The 18,798-nt window shown below is 48.9% G+C and carries 19 protein-coding genes; all 19 read left to right on the forward strand.

Going from position 1 to position 18,798, the window contains the following annotated elements:
• The first annotated feature begins 24 nt into the window (after window positions 1-24).
• The 19 genes from glgB (at window position 25) to AR688_RS08235 (ending at window position 18,790) form a co-directional block, all read left to right on the forward strand.
• The gene (gene glgB, locus AR688_RS08145) at window positions 25-2,217 is read left to right on the forward strand and encodes a 1,4-alpha-glucan branching protein GlgB (protein WP_068231807.1); all 2,193 of its coding nucleotides are present in this window, start codon (window positions 25-27) and stop codon (window positions 2,215-2,217) included.
• A gap of 35 nt (window positions 2,218-2,252) precedes the next feature.
• Window positions 2,253-4,313, forward strand: a complete 2,061-nt coding sequence (gene glgX / locus AR688_RS08150) for a glycogen debranching protein GlgX (RefSeq protein ID WP_068231810.1) — start codon at window positions 2,253-2,255, stop codon at window positions 4,311-4,313.
• A gap of 97 nt (window positions 4,314-4,410) precedes the next feature.
• Entirely contained in the window at window positions 4,411-5,940 is a 1,530-nt protein-coding gene (gene gndA / locus AR688_RS08155) for an NADP-dependent phosphogluconate dehydrogenase (protein ID WP_068231813.1), read from the forward strand.
• Window positions 5,937-7,139: a formate-dependent phosphoribosylglycinamide formyltransferase gene (gene purT / locus AR688_RS08160; RefSeq protein WP_068231815.1), complete on the forward strand. Its 1,203-nt coding sequence runs from the start codon at window positions 5,937-5,939 to the stop codon at window positions 7,137-7,139. The genes gndA and purT overlap by 4 nt, the downstream gene beginning before the upstream one ends.
• 153 nt (window positions 7,140-7,292) lie before the next feature.
• Entirely contained in the window at window positions 7,293-7,961 is a 669-nt protein-coding gene (locus AR688_RS08165; protein ID WP_068231817.1) for a DUF1707 SHOCT-like domain-containing protein, read from the forward strand.
• A 30-nt stretch (window positions 7,962-7,991) separates the two neighbouring features.
• Entirely contained in the window at window positions 7,992-8,417 is a 426-nt protein-coding gene (locus AR688_RS08170; RefSeq protein ID WP_068231819.1) for a GNAT family N-acetyltransferase, read from the forward strand.
• A gap of 9 nt (window positions 8,418-8,426) precedes the next feature.
• The gene (gene fos, locus AR688_RS08175) at window positions 8,427-8,825 is read left to right on the forward strand and encodes a fosfomycin resistance glutathione transferase (protein ID WP_068231822.1); all 399 of its coding nucleotides are present in this window, start codon (window positions 8,427-8,429) and stop codon (window positions 8,823-8,825) included.
• A 120-nt stretch (window positions 8,826-8,945) separates the two neighbouring features.
• The gene (locus AR688_RS08180; protein ID WP_068231825.1) at window positions 8,946-9,470 is read left to right on the forward strand and encodes a hypothetical protein; all 525 of its coding nucleotides are present in this window, start codon (window positions 8,946-8,948) and stop codon (window positions 9,468-9,470) included.
• Window positions 9,471-9,524: 54 nt separating this feature from the next.
• Window positions 9,525-9,968 carry a hypothetical protein gene (locus AR688_RS08185; protein WP_068231828.1) on the forward strand — a complete coding sequence of 148 codons (444 nt, stop codon included), beginning with the start codon at window positions 9,525-9,527 and terminating at the stop codon, window positions 9,966-9,968.
• 36 nt (window positions 9,969-10,004) lie between these two features.
• Entirely contained in the window at window positions 10,005-10,334 is a 330-nt protein-coding gene (locus tag AR688_RS08190; protein WP_068231831.1) for a hypothetical protein, read from the forward strand.
• A gap of 8 nt (window positions 10,335-10,342) precedes the next feature.
• Window positions 10,343-11,302, forward strand: a complete 960-nt coding sequence (locus AR688_RS08195; protein ID WP_068231834.1) for a hypothetical protein — start codon at window positions 10,343-10,345, stop codon at window positions 11,300-11,302.
• Window positions 11,303-11,366: 64 nt separating this feature from the next.
• Window positions 11,367-11,774, forward strand: coding sequence for a GFA family protein (locus AR688_RS08200; RefSeq protein WP_197412166.1), 408 nt, complete (start codon window positions 11,367-11,369; stop codon window positions 11,772-11,774).
• 270 nt (window positions 11,775-12,044) lie between these two features.
• Entirely contained in the window at window positions 12,045-12,845 is an 801-nt protein-coding gene (locus AR688_RS08205; RefSeq protein WP_068231836.1) for a Crp/Fnr family transcriptional regulator, read from the forward strand.
• Window positions 12,846-12,966: 121 nt separating this feature from the next.
• Window positions 12,967-14,121: a serine hydrolase domain-containing protein gene (locus AR688_RS08210; protein WP_068231839.1), complete on the forward strand. Its 1,155-nt coding sequence runs from the start codon at window positions 12,967-12,969 to the stop codon at window positions 14,119-14,121.
• A 105-nt stretch (window positions 14,122-14,226) separates the two neighbouring features.
• Entirely contained in the window at window positions 14,227-14,751 is a 525-nt protein-coding gene (locus AR688_RS08215; RefSeq protein ID WP_068231842.1) for a hypothetical protein, read from the forward strand.
• Window positions 14,752-14,843: 92 nt separating this feature from the next.
• On the forward strand, window positions 14,844-15,542 hold the full coding sequence (locus AR688_RS08220; protein WP_068232111.1) for a helix-turn-helix transcriptional regulator: 699 nt from the start codon (window positions 14,844-14,846) through the stop codon (window positions 15,540-15,542).
• Window positions 15,539-15,937 carry a peptide-methionine (R)-S-oxide reductase MsrB gene (gene msrB / locus AR688_RS08225; protein WP_068231843.1) on the forward strand — a complete coding sequence of 133 codons (399 nt, stop codon included), beginning with the start codon at window positions 15,539-15,541 and terminating at the stop codon, window positions 15,935-15,937. Before AR688_RS08220 ends, msrB begins: the two co-directional genes overlap by 4 nt.
• Before the next feature lie 129 nt (window positions 15,938-16,066).
• Window positions 16,067-17,518, forward strand: coding sequence for a glyceraldehyde-3-phosphate dehydrogenase (locus AR688_RS08230; protein WP_068231844.1), 1,452 nt, complete (start codon window positions 16,067-16,069; stop codon window positions 17,516-17,518).
• A 144-nt stretch (window positions 17,519-17,662) separates the two neighbouring features.
• Entirely contained in the window at window positions 17,663-18,790 is a 1,128-nt protein-coding gene (locus AR688_RS08235) for a M14 family metallopeptidase (protein WP_068231847.1), read from the forward strand.
• Window positions 18,791-18,798 lie beyond the last annotated feature (8 nt).

Consider the following 18,798-nt stretch of genomic DNA (forward strand, 5'->3'; position numbering starts at 1 on the left):
CAGAAAAACTAAAAAGGACAGGCGATGAGTTTAGCGTTATTACAACAGGTTAGCTGTGCAGAACCCTTTTCGTTATTAGGCTGGCAACCTCTGAAAGATGACAGCAGCGCAGGGTTGTTGCTGCGGGTATATCTGCCACAGGCTACTGCTGTGAGCGCATACTCTGTTAAAACCGGTAAATTACTGGGTGAACTGACAGCAAACAGCGATTATCCGGGCGTATTTGAGCTGGTGCTGAGCAAAAAGCGCAAAACCGAAGCTTATCGTCTGACAGTAAAACACGGCGAGCATCAATACCCGTTGTTTGACCCTTACCAGTTTACCGATGAAGCTTTTTACGCCGTGCACTATGTTGCCAATGAGCCGGAAAACCTGTACCGCCAGTTGGGTGCCCAGTTAATTACGCTGGATTTAGCCGGTAAAAGTGTTAATGCCACCCGTTTTGCGGTGTTTGCGCCCGATGCCTCCAGTGTTAGCCTGATTGGTGATATGAACAGCTGGGATGGCCGGATACACCCAATGCAGCGCACATACTGTGGCCACTGGGTATTAGTGGTGCCAGAGGTGGCTGCCGGGGTACGCTATAAATTTGAAATTAAAGACCGCAACGGCCATTTGCTGCCGCATAAGGCTGATCCTATGGCATTTTATGCCGAGCAGTATCCGTCGCATGCCTCTTTAGTATATGACCACAGCCGTTACCAGTGGCAGGACGATAGCTGGCGCAGCCGTAAACTAACCAATCCGCTTAACAGCCCGATGAGTATCTACGAGCTGCAGGCTGGCTCCTGGCGCCGCAGCGATGACAACCAGCCAGTGAGTTATCGTGAACTGGCCGCCCAGCTTATTCCTTACATTCAGGATATGGGCTACACCCATATTGAATTGTTGCCGGTAATGGAGCATCCGTTTGATGGTTCCTGGGGCTATCAGCCGCTAGGGTTATTTGCACCTACGTCACGCTTTGGTACACCGGATGATTTTAAATACTTTGTTGACGCCTGCCACCAGGCCGGTATTGGCGTTATTCTGGACTGGGTTCCGGCGCATTTCCCGGAAGACGGCCACGGCTTAGCCCGGTTCGATGGCAGCCATCTGTATGAATATGCCGATCCGCGTCGCGGCTGGCACCCGGACTGGAACTCCTGTATTTATGATTACGGCAAAGACTATGTGCGTCAGTTTCTGGTGGCCAGCGCACTGTACTGGCTGGAGCATTTCCATATCGACGGCCTGCGCGTTGATGCCGTAGCCTCAATGCTGTACTGGGATTATTCGCGTAAAGAAGGCGAGTGGATCCCCAATGTTGATGGTGGCAACCATAATTACGAGGCGATCAGCTTTTTCCGCTGGTTTAACAGCGAGGTGTACCGCAAGTTTCCGCATACGATGACTATTGCAGAAGAATCTACCTCCTTTCCTATGGTGTCGCGCCCGGTTGATATGGGTGGGCTGGGCTTTGGCTTTAAATGGAATATGGGCTGGATGAACGACAGCCTGCGTTATATCAGTAAAGATCCGGCGTACCGGCGTTATCACCATAACGATCTGACGTTTTCTATGGTGTACGCCTACAACGAAAACTTTATTTTGCCGCTATCGCACGACGAAGTGGTGCACGGCAAAGGCAGTTTACTGAATAAAATGCCCGGCGATGAATGGCAGCAGGCAGCAAACCTGCGCGCTTATTACGCTTTTATGTTTGCGCATCCAGGCAAAAAACTGAATTTTATGGGTAACGAGTTTGCTCAGGGACGCGAGTGGAGCCATACCCAAAGCCTGGACTGGCACTTGCTGGATTATGATAAACACCGTGGCATGCAGCAACTGCTGCGCGATTTAAACCACACCTACCGGCGCTGTGCACCGCTGTATGAACTGGATTATGCGCACGACGGTTTCCGCTGGCTGGATCATCAGGACGCCGATAACAGCACCCTGAGTTTTTTACGCCGCGACAGCAGTGGCAATGCGGTGTATGTGGTGTGTAACTTTACCCCGTTGCCGCGTAACAACTTTTTACTGGGAGTAGAACAGGGCGGCGAGTACGAGGTGATTCTGAATACCGATAGCAGTTATTACTGGGGTAGTAACTACACAGTGGGAGCAGCCTTACACAGTATCGCCATGCCATATCATGGTTTGGCGCAGCATATTTGTTTGCAATTGCCGCCGCTGGCCACCCTGTATTTGCGTAAAAAGGGCCAGGCCGGTTAGCATAAACAATATTAATACCTAAACAGAGCAACGCGATGAGTAACCATATTCCCTTGTTAAAGCTGTCATTTGGTACCGCATCGCCACTGGGCGCAACTTACACTACCGACCAAGAGGGCTCTGGCAGCTGGAACTTTGCTGTCTTTGCCCCTGACGCCCGCAGCTTAATACTCTGCTTATACCAGCCCGACACTGAGGAGTTACTGGGCGAGCTGAACTTTAGCGGCCGCACCGGTGATATCTGGCACATAGCGGTGGCCGGTATTGAAGCGGGCACCTTGTATGCGTTAAAAGCAGATGGCCCGAACGACACTGATTTAGGGCTGGTATTTGATAAAGACCGCCTGTTGCTCGACCCTTACGTAAAGCAGCTAAACCGTACCTTGAGTTTTAACGAGCGGTTATATAACGCTAAAAGCCATTATATGCTGGCCAAAGGCGTACTGGCGCAACAGCAGTTTGACTGGCAAGACAGCGTAAAACCGAAAATTCCGCGGGAAAAAACGGTCATCTATGAAGCCCATGTCAGGGGCATGACTATGCAACACCCTGAGGTGCCAGAAGAGTTACGCGGAACCTATCTGGGTTTATGTCATCCTTCAGTTATCAAGCACTTACAAAAACTGGGCATTACCACCTTACAGTTACTGCCGGTAGCGGCATTTTTAAGTGAGCCGCGGTTAAACAAGTTACAGCTGAGTAATTACTGGGGTTATAACCCGATAAGTTTTTTTGCCCCAGAGCCACGCTATCAATATCAGGACTCTGTAACTGAGTTTAAAACCCTGGTGCGTAGCTATCATCAGGCTGGCATCGAAGTTATTTTAGATGTGGTGTTTAACCACTCGGCAGAAGCCGGCGAAGACGGCCCGGTATTAAGCTTACGCGGGCTGGCTAATAAGCACTATTACCTGTTTGAAAGCCATGCTGATATTACCGATTTTAGCCAGCATTGTAATTACACCGGCTGTGGCAATACCTTAAACGTGGCGCACCCGGCAACACAAAAGCTGGTGATGGATGCACTGCGTTACTGGGTTGTTGAGATGCAGGTAGACGGTTTTCGCTTTGACTTAGCCACGACGCTGGCGCGCGAGCATAAACGCTTTAACCCTTATGCCGCGTTTTTTCAAATTATTGCGCAAGACCCGGTATTATCGCAGGTAAAACTGATTGCCGAGCCGTGGGATGTTGGCCCCGGTGGTTATCAGTTAGGGCAGTTTCCGGCGCATTGGTCTGAATTAAATGATAAATGCCGTGATACCTTTCGTGCCTTCTGGCGTGGTGATAAAGGTGTACTGCCGGAATTTACCACCCGTTTACTGGGCTCGCGCGATATCTTCCAGAAACACCATAAACCGGCCTGCTGCAGTGTTAACTATTTAACCTACCATGATGGTTTTACCCTGCACGATGTGGTTAGCTATAAAGATAAACATAACTGGCTAAACGGCGAAGAAAACCGCGATGGTCATAACCACAATTTAAGTTGTAACCACGGCGTGGAAGGCCCCAGTAAAGACGCGTCAGTGCGTGCCAGCCGCTACTTACACAAACGTAATCTGGTTGCCACCTTACTGCTTAGCCAGGGCATGATCCACTGGCTCGGTGGTGACGAGCTAAGCCACACACAACGTGGCAATAATAATGCGTATTGTCAGGATAACGATATCAGCTGGCTCGACTGGCACCTTGACAGCGACGAAGAAGATTTCCTGCATTTTGTTCAGCAAATGCTGGTGTTTCGCCGAAAGTTTCGCTGTTTACAGCAATTATCGCTGCTGGACGACAGCTATCAGCTGCACGGCGATAAACATCAGATCCAGTGGTATTTGCCTGATGGCACTGAGAAACAACAGCACGACTGGCATGATCCTGAGCGCTCCGGTTGTATTTTCCGCATCACAAATAAAGCTAATCAGGCCAGCTTGTTGTTTGTCTTTAATGCCGAAGCCAAAGTGCAGCCATTAACCCTGCCGGAGCACAGCTGGCAGTTACTGTTCGACACCAGTGTAGACAAAGGTTTGCTGCAAAACCGCAGCACAAAGCTTACAGAATATGAGCAGAATGCGCACAGTATCTCGGTGTGGCAGTAGGTTTATCAGCATGTTTTCAGTATAATGCGCGCCGTTTACAAGCTACTGCTGGCGAGCTGGCAGCACGCAAAAATGAAAAATAATGAAGGAATGTCAGATGACAGACACAGCTGCACTTTGTGATATTGGTTTTGTCGGCGCCGGTGTAATGGGTAAAAACCTGATCCTGAACCTGGCAGACAACGGCTACCGCGTTGCCGCCTTTGATCTGGACCATCAGAAGCTGGAAGCCGTGCTGGCGCAGGACAAAGCCGAACGTGGCGACAAACCGGCCCGCGTTATTGCCTGCAGCTCGTACACTGAATTACTGTCACGTTTATCGGCACCGCATTTGGTGGTGTTATCCGTACCCGCCGGTAAACCGGTGGATGATGTCTGTCATAAATTAATCGATGCCGGCATTCAGGCCGATGACATTATTGTTGATACCGGCAACAGCCTGTGGACAGATACCGTTGCGCGGGAAAAAGATTTTGAAGGTAAGTTTATTTTCTTCTCTACTGCCGTATCGGGTGGCGAAGTAGGCGCACGGTTTGGCCCGTCGTTAATGCCAAGTGGCGATCCATACGCCTGGACCCGCATTAAACCACTGTGGGAAGCCATCGCCGCCAAGGTCGACCCGGCCACCGGCAAACCGATAGAACGCTTTGAGCCGGGTAACCCGGTTACCGAAGGAGATCCATGCGCCACCTATATTGGCCCCAGCGGCTCGGGCCACTATGTCAAAATGGTGCACAATGGTATTGAATACGCTGATATGCAGCTGATTTGCGAAGCCTATCAGGTTATGCGTGACATTCTTGGCATGCCTGCTGCTGAAATTGCCGGGGTGTTTAAGCACTGGAATGAAGGGCTGCTCAACAGCTATTTAATTGGCATCAGCGCCGATGTGCTGGCCACCAAAGACTCAGAAACCGGCCTGCCGCTGGTAGATGTTATTATGGACAAAGCCGGCCAAAAGGGCACCGGCTTGTGGACAGCCGTAAGCAGCCTGCAACTTGGCAGCCCATCGCCAACTATTGCTGAGGCCGTATATGCCCGCTCTTTATCTGCGCTAAAAAGCGAACGGGTGAAAGCCGCTACGGTATTGGCTGGCCCGGCGCAAAATTTAATTTCGCCAGAGCAAAAAGACGAGATTATTCAGGCCCTGCATGATGCGTTGTACTGCGCCAAAATCTGTGTGTATGCTCAGGGGTTCCATTTAATGAAAACCGCGGCCGATGAACATGGCTGGCAGCTAAACTTTGCTGAAATTGCCAAAATCTGGCGCGCCGGCTGTATTATCCGCGCGGTATTTTTGCAATCTATTACCGGCGCGTACGAGCGCAACGACGAGCTGGAAAACCTGCTGCTTGACCCGTTTTTCGCCAAACAAATTTCGGTTTACCAGCAAAACTGGCGTAAAGCCGTTGCCAACGCTACGTTGTCGGGTATTCCGGTAGCGGCACTTAGCTCCGCACTCAGTTACTACGATTCTTACCGCACTGCGGTATTACCGGCAAACCTGTTACAGGGCCAGCGCGACTATTTTGGCGCCCACACCTTTGAACGTACCGACAAAGCCAAAGGTAAAATGTTCCATGTCGACTGGAGCAACCCGAAACGGCCAATGGTGAAAGTAAAATGACCACTCAACATAACATACAACACATAGGTACCCCGGGTACTGCCAGCAGCACTAAAGTACTGTTATTAGGTGCCGGCGAACTGGGTAAAGAGCTGTGTATTGAACTTAAACGTTACGGTTGTGAAGTCATAGCCGTAGACCGTTACCCCAATGCACCGGCAATGCAGGTAGCCGATAAAGCGGTAGTGATGTCGATGCTGGATAACGCTGCGCTGCGCCAACTGGTGATCAGCGAAAAGCCAGCCTTAATTGTGCCGGAGCTGGAAGCGATAGCTACCTCAGTATTAATTGAACTGGAAGACTGCGGCTTCAATGTGGTGCCCAGCGCCAAAGCAGTTAACCTGACGATGAACCGCGAAGGCATCCGCCGCTTAGCGGCCGAGGAGCTAAAACTGGCGACCTCGCCATTTCAGTTTGCCAGCGACAAAGACAGCTTTACCGCGGCAGTAAACGCCGTTGGTTACCCTTGCGTAGTAAAACCGATCATGTCATCCAGTGGCAAAGGCCAGAGTGTATTGCGCTCAGATGCAGATCTTGGCGCCGCCTGGCTTTATGCCCAGGAAGGTGGCCGTGCCGGTAAGGGCAGGGTTATCGTGGAAGGTTTTATCGACTTTGATTACGAAATTACCTTATTAACGGTAAATTCGCTGTTCGGTATTCAATATTGTGCACCTATTGGTCATCGCCAGGAAAAAGGCGATTACCGCGAAAGCTGGCAGCCACAAGCCATGAGCGACAAGGCTTTTGAAACGGCCAAAAGCTACGCTAAAGCGGTAGTAGAGGCTTTAGGCGGGCGCGGTTTATTTGGCGTAGAACTGTTTATTAAAGGCGATACAGTGTGGTTTTCTGAAGTATCACCACGGCCACACGATACCGGTATGGTAACGCTGATTTCACAGCAACTAAGCGAATTTTCGCTGCACGCCCGCGCCATTTTAGGCCTGCCGATTCCGCATATTAAACAATACGGCCCGGCGGCATCTGCCGTGCTACTGGTGCCCGGCAATAGCGCTGATATTCAGTACCATGGCCTGGCAGAAGCCTTAGCCGAGCCCGATACCGAGTTACGTATCTTCGCCAAACCCGAAGTTCAGGGCGAGCGCCGTATGGGTGTGGCGCTGGCGTTAAGTGATACGGTAGAAGCCGCTACGCAAAAAGCACTTAACGTGATTAACAAGCTTAGCGTCACACTTAAGTAAGGCTGCAAAGCGTTTTAGAAAAACCACCTGCGGGTGGTTTTTTAATGCCGGCCTGAGAAACACCATTAACATTTTGATACCAAATACCGCCACCTGCTTGCTAAGTCTGTGCTAACGTTTTAGCTCATAAATAATATGAGCAGGAGCTTAGTTATGGCCATTGATGCCAGTGGAGTAAAAATAGAAGATCGGCCGTTTGACCAGGTGCGGCAGGAAGCAATAGATCAGCTGATTATGAATTACAGCCACGGCATTATATCGGCAGAAGCCTTTGAGCGACGACTGGATATTGCTACTGACGCCAAAAGCCACCAGGAACTGATAGACGTAGTGGCCGATTTAACCTTGCTGCCAGACAGTCAGTATCAACAGCAGCGAGAGCGTAGTTTTTCTCCCCGTTATCAATCCGGCAATGATACCCGCAACGAGAAGATGTTATGTGTGCTGTCATCCAATCAGCAGCGTGGCCAGTGGCTGGTGCCTGCAGAAATCAATATTATCAATGTGCTGGGTTCGGTTGAACTGGACTTTACCGAAGCGGTTTTCCAGCACCAGCATATTGTTATCCGGGTAAATAACTGGATTGGCAGCCTGAATATTCTGGTACCCGAGCAGGTTAATGTGGTATCGAATATGTTTAATATTATCGGCAGTACCAATAACCAGGCGCAATCTATGGGGGAGCGTCAGGCGCCGCAGATTGTAATAGAAGGCTACTCCATTCTGGGTTCATTGGATGTGAAGCTAAAGCAGACGATGAAAGAAAAATTCAGCAGTTTTGCCAACCAGTTTCGTCAAATGTTTGGTTTTGATAAAAAGTAAGCTGGATGATTGTAAGGATAGGGAGATCAGATGCAGGAAATAACCCTCAGCGATGATAAATCGCGGCTGGATATCGGAAAAATTCATCATTTTCTTAGTACAGAAAGCTCCTGGGCCAAAGGCATTTCGCTCGATACTGTGCGCCGCAGCATTGCGCATTCAATATGTCTTGGGGCTTATACCACAAACCAACAAGTGGGCTTTTGCCGCATTATTACCGATCAGGCCACCTTTGCGAATTTGGTCGACGTTATTGTCTGGCCGGAGTATCGCGGCCACGGCATCGCCGCAAAGTTAATGGCAGCAGTGCTGCAGCACCCCAACGTAGCGAGCGTGCGCCGCTTTACGCTGGCCACCTCAAATGCACACGGTTTATACGCCAAATACGGTTTTACCGCGCTGAATAAACCCGAGACTTTTATGGAAATTTACCGGCCGGATATTTATGCCACTTAAGAAGCTACTATGTTGCAGGGACTAAACCATATCACCATCGCTGTTAGTGACTTAGAGCGCTCACTGGCGTTTTACACTGAGTTGCTTGGTATGAAAGCGCATGTGCGCTGGGATGGCGGGGCTTATGTTAGCCTTGGCGGTGTTTGGTTTTGTTTATCCTGCGATAAACCGTCACCAAGCCTGGATTATTCGCATATTGCTTTAGATATTGCAGAGCAGAACTTCGCTGAATTTGCAACAAAACAGCGTAAAGCAGGTGTACCAGAGTGGCAGCAAAACAGCAGTGAAGGGCAATCGGTTTATTTTCTCGATCCAGACGGGCATAGACTGGAAGCTCATTGCGGTAATCTGCAAACGCGGTTAGAGGCATTAAAGCATAAGCCGTATGCAGGCTTGGTATGGTTGTAACTCACAGAGCTATTCAAGTTAACTATCCGGCTTTAACCTGAGTCGTATCAATATGGTGGCGCTATAGAGAAACAGCGATTATACCTATGACATTGTTGGCACTTTGCAGGCTTGTCATTAATGAGCAGAATAGAGCAGTACCATACGGTTACCCGGCGTTTAATTATAATGACGCTGATTTGTGTACTACTTTTTGCCTCGATATTTGCTGTCAGCTATGTGCTACAGCAACGGTTTTTGCTCACCAGTGCCTGTTTTCTTTGCGGTATAGTGGGTGGCTTTGTCAGTATCCAGCAGCGGCTGCCTAAAGTGAGCAATGCCGAGCTTGGTATGTTAACAAAGTCCTGGTTCCAGATTTTATTGGTGCCGATCTTCGGCGGGGTATTTGCACTGGTGCTATATTGCGTATTTCTGTCCGGTATTGTTTCAGGCCATTTATTTCCGGAGTTTTTTGTACCACAAGCCGGTAACAATGGGCCGGATGATCAGTTTATGTGGGATATTTTTAGTAAAACCTACCCAAAAACTACAGAAGACTTTGCTAAGTTGTTGTTCTGGTGTTTTGTTGCAGGTTTCTCTGAGCGCTTTGTGCCGCAAATTATTAATAAAACGCTAAATGGCACTGCAGATGGAAAAAACGGCTAGCACTATTAAATAACGCTATGATATCCAGCCACTTCGCCAATAACGGAGATTAAGGTGACGTTACGCAAACACCATACACTGCAGCTGTGGCTGGCTTTGGCCTTGTTGCTGCTATCCGGCTGCACAGTAAAACTGATTAGCAGCTATGACGAAAAAACCGACAACGCGGTTACCGCATTGCAGCAAAATGTTGAAATGTTTTTTGTTACTGCAGAAAGCCAGGCTGGTTTGCCTGAATGTGCTTATAGCAACCATATTAGCTTTTATCAGCAGTCTAAAGTTGCTGTAAGCTCTATTGCTGTGCGGGCAAGGGCTATTCCTGATAACGACATTACTGTAGAGCAGGTAGAGTTATTGAAAAGCAGCCTTACTATGCTGGAGCAACTGCACCAACTGGGTTGCTTTACGCCGGCGCAGATAGAGAACCTGCGCACCAGTTTTAATAGTAGCATTACGGCTATTTTAAAGCTTGAACTGGCGAAACGCCGTGGCAGCTAGAGTTTACCGTAAAGGATTTAATATAAAGGGCATAGCATGAGCTTAGATGTAGCAGAACTTACAGCAACAATGCTGCAGGTTTTTAAAGGCGAATTGTCTGACAAATGGCCGGCAATAAAAGGCTATGCTGAAACAGAAGCGCAAAAGCTGGCTGAAAATTTTGCCATGATAGAGCGCTTAAGGCTTGCTGGTGATATTACGCCGGAACAAGCCAGGCTACACCATGAGATCCAGCGCAATGCCTCGCGCACTGTCTTGCTGGCTGTTAAAGGCCTGAGCCTGGTGGCGGTAGAGCAGGCAATAAATGCCGCTATGAATGCACTAAAAGACAGCGTAAACGGCGCGCTGAATTTTACCTTACTGTAAGGAGCAGCATGAAAACGCACTCTGAAAAACAACATGAACGTAGCGTAAATCAGCAGCCTGCAGTATGTAGCAAGCCGTCATTGCAATTTGTTGATCAGCGCCGGGAAACCAGCCAACTTAAAAAATTACAGCAAATAGTAAACAACAGCCAAAACAATAAAAACCTGTTACAGCCTGCGCAGTTACAGAAAAATATTATTCAGCGTGAAGAGGAAACATTGGCAGAAAACATTCTGCGTATTCTTGCCAACAGAAAAATTCACATTGGATATGAAGACGCTGATGCGTATGCCCAAAAATTAGAAGAAAGCCCATGGAATACTGAAATCCAGGTGTTTGGCCACCACCGTGCATTAAAACTGAATAGTGCCGGCAGATTGTCGAGTGTTAAACGCCGCCCACCCGTCAGTGCTACTCATATGAGAGCCGATGCGATGTATGGCCCTATGGAAGAGAAAAATATCAGTATGATAGATGAAGGCCGCTTTCCGATTAGCGGCGGTATTCAGGAGCAGGACGTCACTATCAGGGCTGCTGATTTGGCTAAAATTGCACCAAGAAGTAATTTAGGTACTGTGATGGGGGGCAGTGCAGCACAAATAAGTAAAATTGAGCACTCAGAATGGTTGCATGCTATCGCGCACTCGCTTGGCGGGGCTGATCAAAGTCTTAACCTTGCTGCCGGGCCACACTCTTTAAATACCGCAATGATCCCTTTTGAGACGGCAGTTAAACAATTGGTTTATGACGGTAAAGTAGTTGATTACTCCGTTATCTTTTTTACGAACTACACAGAGCACAATGTGCTGTATATAACGCATGTAGAAATTGGTATTCAGGTTAATAACGGTGGTCGCAAGTACTGGACATTGCACGTGGATGAATCAAGAGCCAACCTGTTTATTAATGGTGGCGTGTTGCATGAGATTCAGAATGTGGCTAAAGAATTTGTCTCTGGTTACGTGTAAATTAAGTTAGCTATAGCTGAATGTATCCTTGAGTTAAATCTGTTATGTATTGGTAAGGAGTATTATGTATCAGGGCGCCTGTTTGTGCGGTGAAGTAGCAATTGAAATTAACGGGCCTATCAGCAGTATTATTCATTGCCATTGCTCATTGTGCCGTAAATCAAGTGGTACGGCTTTTGCCACTAATGGCTTTGTGCAAAGTGCGGATTTTTCAGTAGTAAAAGGTGCTAACCGGCTCAGCCAGTTTGCCTTTAAACCAGGGCGTTTACGGCATTTTTGCAGTAACTGCGGCTCCCCCGTATACAGCAGTAACGAACAAGACCCGGCCCGTATCCGCATCCGGCTGGGTATTTTAAGCAGCGATATCAGCGAGCGGCCGATATCGCATAATTTTTACAGCTCTAAAGCCAATTGGGAGGATTTAGACGCCAATCTGCCGCGTTCTGATGGCTTTGAACCGGGGCGCAATTAATCTCTGCCAGTGGGTAATAAACACAATAACCAATTGCAAGTTGCCACAAGGGATAGCAGGCAGTTTGAAATTGTCGCCAGAGAACCTTGGTATTATGTTATGTTAACAATTGTACCCAACGCCAATTTGACACTACCGGTAGCTATCACAATTAATGTTTGATTTCAGCCAGGTAAAGCCCGGTGGTTTTAACGCTGCTTGCGTTATCGCCAGCGTCGGTTGCGGTTTTAGCCGCTTTGTCAGCAGTGTTCTCATTTACCAAGGATTTGCATGTCCGTAAAACCTCAACCTCATCCGCAGCAGAATCATCTGTTGGCGGCGTTGTCGCCAGAAGTACAGGCCCGGCTGTTTCCGCATTTAGAGTTGGTGCCGCTGCCGCTACGTGCGCTGATGTACGAGTCTGGCAGCGCTATGGAACATGTGTATTTTCCAACTGACTCAATAGTGTCACTGCAGTACATGATGGAAAATGGTGCATCAACCGCCATTCTGGTAGTGGGGAATGAAGGCTTACTTGGCATCACTTTATTTATGGGCGGTGAAAGTACGCCAAGCCGGTCTGTGGTGCAAAGCGCAGGTTACGCTTATCGTCTGCCAAGACCGCGGGTGAAAGAAGAATTTAACCGCCATGGCCAGTTGTTGTTGCTAATGCTGCGTTATACCCAGGCGCTGATCACGCAGGTGGCACAAACAGCTGTGTGCAACCGGCATCATTCGATAGACCAACAGCTGTGCCGCTGGCTGTTGCTGTCGATGGATCGCTTGTCGCACAATCATCTGACGATGACGCAGGAGTTTATTGGCAATATGCTGGGGGTAAGGCGCGAAGGCGTTACGCAGGCGGCAGCTAAATTGCAGCAATTGGGCGTTATTTCCTACTCGCGTGGTTTAATAAAAGTGCTGGATCGGCAAAAGCTTGAAGCGCTTAGCTGTGAATGCTACGGCGTGGTAAAAAAAGAAACAGATTTGCTGTTGCCCTACCTAAAACAACGGCAGGTGATAACTAATGTAGCTGATATTCCGCTGGCAACGCTGCCAACACTGGACACAGCTAAGCCGACGGCTAAGTAAGACTGCCCGGCGAGAGTGGTCAGGTTGTTGGACAGTGATCAAGTTCTGGATAGCTAAGTTCTGAACAACTAGGCAGGGCCAATATCCGTGGCCCGAGTAAGATAATATTACAGGAAGATATATGCGTTACCCGTTAGTTTGTGCCTTATTACTGAGTGTTAATGCCGTAGCTGCTGAACACTATTTTCCGCCCGCCGGCCATTGGCAGCAAGCCACACCACAAAGCCTGGGGGTTAACGCTGAAAAACTGCAACAGGCAGTAGATTATGCCATTGCCAGTGAAAACCCAGCAGCAAAGGATCAAGCCATAGTGCAGGCAACAACTTTTGGTGCGCGCGAGCCCTATGATCAGATTATTGGCCCGATGTCGGTGCGCGCTGCGACTAACGGGCTGATTGTGTACCGGGGTAAGGTGATTGCACAGTGGGGTGATACCCAAAGTGTGGACATGACACACAGTATCAGTAAAACCTTTCTTACTACAGTTACCGGGCTGGCACTGCAGGATGGTTTAATCCGCAGCGCAGATGATCTAGTCTGGCCTTATGCAGTGCCAGATGGCAGCTTGTTTGCTACTGAGCATAACCGGCAAATCCGCTGGGATCATTTATTACGCCAAACCAGTGACTGGCAGGGAACCTTGTGGGGAAAACCCGACTGGGCAGATCGCCCCGAAGGTGAGCCAAAAAACTGGCCCAACCGGCCATTACATGCACCGGGTAGTAAATACAAATATAATGATGTGCGTGTTAATTTGTTGGCACTGGTAACCACCTATGTTTGGCGTAAACCCTTACCTGTGGTACTGAACGAGCGGATTATGCAACCTATTGGTGCCAGTGCTGGCTGGCGCTGGTATGGTTACGACAATAGCTGGATAGAACTTGATGGCCAGAAAATTCAAAGCGTATCAGGCGGCGGGCACTGGGGCGGTGGCATGTTTATTAATGCCTGGGATCTGGCCCGCTTTGGTTACCTGTTTTTACGTGATGGCCAGTGGCAGGGGCAGCAACTGGTAAGTCGCGAGTTTATTAAACAGGCACGCACCGGCATTGCTGCAAAAGCCGATTACGGCTATGCCAACTGGTTTTTAAACCCTGGCCGCAAAGCCTTGCCCGCCGCACCGGAAACTGCGGTTACTTTTCAGGGCGCCGGGCGTAATATTATTTATATTGACCAGCAAAACGATGTTTTGCTGGTGGCACGCTGGATCGGTAACGGGGATGAATTAAACCAACTGGTAGCAAAAGTATTGGCGGCTTTACCGGCACAATAGCTCACTGCTTTATTGAACGCCTGGTTATTTACATCTATAACTAATGTCTGCACTGCGTGTTTATGCCGTAGCTGTTCAATAATGTTGTCACGAAGCGGAGAGGTTATGCCGGTAATACAAAGAGCCTGCCATTATGCTGTGCTGGGTTTAGCCTTGATAACCTCTACCGTGCTGGCAAATTCGCCGGTTGATTTTTCAACTGAACAAAACAAAGCCTGTTTAAAATTGATCGAGCAAAAAACGACAGGCCACTGTCGTTTACATTTTACCCATGCCGGTAATGCTGAGCTGGCTTTTGCCGCTACAGACGAAGCCTCCCGGGCATTTAGCCGCTATTTGTCAGCCCGGTCAGAGTTTCCTACTTCTTTTCAGCAGCAAGAATTTGCGCTGCAGTTTTTTAACTACAGCCTTGAGCGTTACCGGGTGCGTGATAGCCTGAACTTTATCCGTTCCGATGATGGCAGCAGCCGGCTTAGCATGACTATTTTAACATCCGCTAGCGGCGGTTACGCCTTTACACTGGCAGACACCGATACACACGCCCGGCAGATAATTAGTGCATTGCAGCAGCCTAAACCCAGACCTGCCACGCATTACCATCGCAACATTGCTAAATTATTTGCCCAATAGCGTCATCGCGTATTTTCACCCAGGGCGTTATGCTGACACCTTCTGTCAGTAGAGCAGGTTATACTGAAAAAAACACTGATAAAAATGCTGCTATGGATAAAACTGAACGCTTGTTTCGTTTAATGGACAAACTACGTCATTACCGCCACCCGGTAACGGCAGCGATACTGGCCGCACAATTACAGGTATCAGTGCGTACTGTGTATCGTGATATTCAAACACTGATCACCCTGGGCGCCGGTATTGATGGCGAAGCCGGTATTGGTTATTTACTGCGCAGCGGTTTTTTTCTGCCACCGTTAATGTTTGATGAAGCCGAGCTTGAGGCATTGGCTCTGGGCTTACGCTGGGTAGAGGTGCAGGGCGATGACGAGCTGGTAATAGCTGCGCGTAACGTGTTGGCAAAAGTAGCGGCCGCAGCACCAACAGATTTACGTGACCGTATTAATGACATTGGTTTGCTGGCTTTTCCTGCCCTTGCTGACAAAGGTGCGGCATTTTTGCGCCAGGTGCGCGAGGCTATTCGCCGCGAACGGCGCTTGCATATAAGCTATATCCGGGAGGATGGTACCGCCAGCGAGCGTATTGTCTGGCCTATTATGCTGGCATTTTTCGATAGCCGCCGTATGCTGGTGGCCTGGTGCGAGCTACGCAATGAATTTCGCCACTTCAGGCTGGACAGAATTGGCAGCCTGATTGTACCCGGTGATCCTTATCCACGCCGGCGTATGCAATTAACCCGTGAATGGCGGCTGGAAATGAAACAACAGCAGCGAGAGGAGCGACAATGAAACTAACCGAGCAATTAACAGATCAGCAATGGCGCGAGCGCTTAACCGACGAGCAATACCGGGTTACCAGGCTTAAAGGTACAGAATATCCGTTTAGTGGTGAGCTGCTGCATAATGAACAAGCCGGCAGTTATCACTGTGTTTGTTGTGGGGCTGAGCTGTTTTCATCAACAACTAAATTTGATGCCGGTTGTGGCTGGCCCAGCTTTTATCAAGCGCTGGAGGGTAGGGTAAAATACCAGAGTGACACCAGCCATGGCATGGTACGCACCGAAATTATGTGCGCCAACTGCGATGCGCATTTAGGCCATGTATTTACAGATGGCCCGGCACCTACCGGCAACCGTTACTGCGTTAACTCCGTGTCTTTAACCTTCAGTGACAAAACAGAATAAAATTTTTGTAACTGTTGTCGTAAGCTTTCAACTTCTATTACAATACGCGCCGTTAGAGCAATCAGCGGCGCAGACCGTGCTTTGGCATCACCGATTAATTCATCTTACTGAAGTAAAAGGCCTCTACACATGACCCTATCGCACGCAGAGCAGTATCAGAAGAGCTGGCAGGAACGCCAGGAATATGCCGAAAACATGCAGCCCATTATTGGCCGCTTATACCGTAATAAAGGTATTGAAGTGGTGGTATATGGCCGCCCGCTGGTAAACGCCACCACTATCGACATTATTAAAGCGCATAAAAGCGTTGAGCGGTTCGAAGGGCAAAAACTGCGTTTACGCGAAAGTTTTCCGCTGCTTGAAGCAATCAGCAAAATGAATCTGGCTCCGGGACGGGTGGATATTGGTAAGCTGGCATACGGCTATATTTATAAAAATGCCGCTAACGGCACTGAGCTGGAGCAGTATTTAGCCCGTGAACTGACCGAGCTGCTGGATCACGAAGATCAGGTTAAACCGGTTGATGTGGTGCTGTACGGTTTTGGCCGTATTGGTCGTTTGTTAGCCCGCCTAATGCTGGAACGCTCTGGCCCGAGTACTAAACTGCGTTTACGTGCCATAGTAGTGCGCGGCGGTAAAAAAGGTGATTTGGAAAAACGTGCCAGCCTGCTGCGCCGCGATTCTATCCACGGCCCTTTTAACGGCAGCATCACGGTAGATGAAGAAAACCAGGGTATTAAAGCCAACGGCACCTTTATTAAAGTGATTTACGCTAATTCACCCGAGCTGGTTGATTATACCCAATACGGTATCAGCGATGCGCTGGTGGTAGATAACACCGGTATCTGGAAAGACGACAAAGAGCTGAGCATTCACTTTAGCAGTAAAGGTGCGGCCAAGGTATTGCTGACAGCGCCGGCCAAAGGCGATGTGCCTAATATCGTTTATGGTGTAAACCAGCATATGATTTTGCCAGAGCACAAAATTGTTTCTGCCGCCAGTTGCACCACCAATGCCATTACACCAGTGTTAAAAGCGCTGGAAGATGAGTTTGGTATCCGTAACGGCCATGTGGAAACCGTACACTCGTATACAAATGACCAAAACCTGATCGATAACTTCCACAGTGCCGAGCGCCGTGGCCGTGCTGCACCGCTGAACATGGTGTTAACCTCTACCGGTGCTGCCAGCGCTGTCGCCAAGGCGTTACCGCAATTAAAAGGTAAGCTAACCGGTAATGCTATTCGTGTGCCTACACCAAATGTGTCTATGGCTATTTTATCGCTGAATTTAAAGCGTGAAACCAGCCGTGACGAGATGAACAACTTTTTACAACGTACGTCTCTGTTTTCTGAACTGCAGGATCAGATTGATTTTACCGCTTCTACCGAAATTGTATCGTCAGATTTGGTCGGCTCACGCTACGCCGGCGTAGTTGACTCGCAGGCCACTATTGTTGATGGTGATCGTTGTGTGTTGTACGTTTGGTATGACAACGAGTTCGGTTACAGCACTCAGGTTATCCGGGTAATGAATGATATGGCAGGAATTAAGTATCCAACCCTGCCGGTAGCGCGTTAATCTGTGTCTTTATCGAAAAGCCGCTTTTTAGCGGCTTTTTCTTTGCGCTTAACCTGTTAGAATCCTTTACACTGTAGCTCAGGTCAGTTGCACCAGGCAGCACCTGTGTTAGTCTTTCACTCTTTACGCCTACGGACCCGATTTATGAAAATTACCAGCAACTTTGACAGCGGTAACATTGAAGTACTACAGGCTGATTCTCCCGATAATATTCAGCTGGCCATTCGCAAAGACAATCAATCCGACTTTTACCAGTGGTTTCATTTTCGTTTAAGCACTGAACATGCGCAATTGCATACGCTGACTATTACCAATGCCGGTGATTCTGCTTATCCTGATGGCTGGAAAGATTATCAGGCCGTAGCCTCGTACGACCGCCAAACCTGGTTTCGGGTAGACACCGAATATGACGGTAAAGCGCTAACCATTAAGCACTTCCCGGAAGCACAATCTGTTTATTTTGCCTACTTTGCACCATACAGCTACGAGCGCCACATGGATTTACTGCATCAGGCACAGTCTGACTACAACTGTCAGTTGGTTGAGCTGGGCGAAACCTTAGACGGCCGTGATATGAGCCTGTTAATTGTCGGTGAGCCGGAAGAAGGCAAAAAGAAAATCTGGATCACGGCGCGCCAGCACCCTGGTGAAACCATGGCCGAGTGGCTGATTGAAGGTTTGCTCGATCGTTTACTGGACGAAGATGACGGTGTATCCCGCGCGCTGCTGAACAAAGCAGTGTTTTACATAGTGCCGAATATGAACCCGGATGGCTCGGTACGCGGCCATTTACGTACTAACGCTGCCGGCATGAACCTAAACCGCGAGTGGCTGAACCCGTCAATGGAAAAAAGCCCGGAAGTGTATCTGGTACGGCAAAAAATGCTGGAAACCGGCGTCGATTTATTCCTTGATATGCACGGCGATGAAAACCTGCCATATAACTTTGTTGCCGGCAGCGAAGGTGTGCCGTCGTACGATGAGCGGATAAAAAATCTGGAAAACCTGTTTAAACAAACCTTGCTGGCAGTAACGCCTGAGTTTCAAACCGAGTTTGGCTATGATTTAGACGAGCCGGGTAAAGCCAATATGACAGTTGCTACCGCCTGGGTCGGTGAGCAATTTAACTGCCTGGCGTACACCGTAGAAATGCCGTTTAAAGATAATGCCAACCTGCCGGATGATGCCTATGGCTGGTCTGATATACGCTCGATGAAGCTGGGGCAGGATATGCTGCCAGCTATTCTGGCCGTTGCCGATAAGCTGCGTTAAGTTTTGCC

Source organism: Rheinheimera sp. EpRS3 (assembly GCF_001513785.1).
Lineage (GTDB): Bacteria > Pseudomonadota > Gammaproteobacteria > Enterobacterales > Alteromonadaceae > Alishewanella.

Excerpts from the sequence above, each read along its gene's own strand:
- glgB (WP_068231807.1), top strand. The coding sequence starts at position 25 with ATGAGTTTAGCGTTATTACAACAGGTTAGCTGTGCAGAACCCTTTTCG.
- glgX (WP_068231810.1), top strand. The coding sequence starts at position 2,253 with ATGAGTAACCATATTCCCTTGTTAAAGCTGTCATTTGGTACCGCATCG.
- gndA (WP_068231813.1), top strand. The coding sequence starts at position 4,411 with ATGACAGACACAGCTGCACTTTGTGATATTGGTTTTGTCGGCGCCGGT.
- purT (WP_068231815.1), top strand. The coding sequence starts at position 5,937 with ATGACCACTCAACATAACATACAACACATAGGTACCCCGGGTACTGCC.
- AR688_RS08165 (WP_068231817.1), top strand. The coding sequence starts at position 7,293 with ATGGCCATTGATGCCAGTGGAGTAAAAATAGAAGATCGGCCGTTTGAC.
- AR688_RS08170 (WP_068231819.1), top strand. The coding sequence starts at position 7,992 with ATGCAGGAAATAACCCTCAGCGATGATAAATCGCGGCTGGATATCGGA.
- fos (WP_068231822.1), top strand. The coding sequence starts at position 8,427 with ATGTTGCAGGGACTAAACCATATCACCATCGCTGTTAGTGACTTAGAG.
- AR688_RS08180 (WP_068231825.1), top strand. The coding sequence starts at position 8,946 with ATGAGCAGAATAGAGCAGTACCATACGGTTACCCGGCGTTTAATTATA.
- AR688_RS08190 (WP_068231831.1), top strand. The coding sequence starts at position 10,005 with ATGAGCTTAGATGTAGCAGAACTTACAGCAACAATGCTGCAGGTTTTT.
- AR688_RS08195 (WP_068231834.1), top strand. The coding sequence starts at position 10,343 with ATGAAAACGCACTCTGAAAAACAACATGAACGTAGCGTAAATCAGCAG.
- AR688_RS08200 (WP_197412166.1), top strand. The coding sequence starts at position 11,367 with ATGTATCAGGGCGCCTGTTTGTGCGGTGAAGTAGCAATTGAAATTAAC.
- AR688_RS08205 (WP_068231836.1), top strand. The coding sequence starts at position 12,045 with ATGTCCGTAAAACCTCAACCTCATCCGCAGCAGAATCATCTGTTGGCG.
- AR688_RS08210 (WP_068231839.1), top strand. The coding sequence starts at position 12,967 with ATGCGTTACCCGTTAGTTTGTGCCTTATTACTGAGTGTTAATGCCGTA.
- AR688_RS08215 (WP_068231842.1), top strand. The coding sequence starts at position 14,227 with ATGCCGGTAATACAAAGAGCCTGCCATTATGCTGTGCTGGGTTTAGCC.
- AR688_RS08220 (WP_068232111.1), top strand. The coding sequence starts at position 14,844 with ATGGATAAAACTGAACGCTTGTTTCGTTTAATGGACAAACTACGTCAT.
- msrB (WP_068231843.1), top strand. The coding sequence starts at position 15,539 with ATGAAACTAACCGAGCAATTAACAGATCAGCAATGGCGCGAGCGCTTA.
- AR688_RS08230 (WP_068231844.1), top strand. The coding sequence starts at position 16,067 with ATGACCCTATCGCACGCAGAGCAGTATCAGAAGAGCTGGCAGGAACGC.
- AR688_RS08235 (WP_068231847.1), top strand. The coding sequence starts at position 17,663 with ATGAAAATTACCAGCAACTTTGACAGCGGTAACATTGAAGTACTACAG.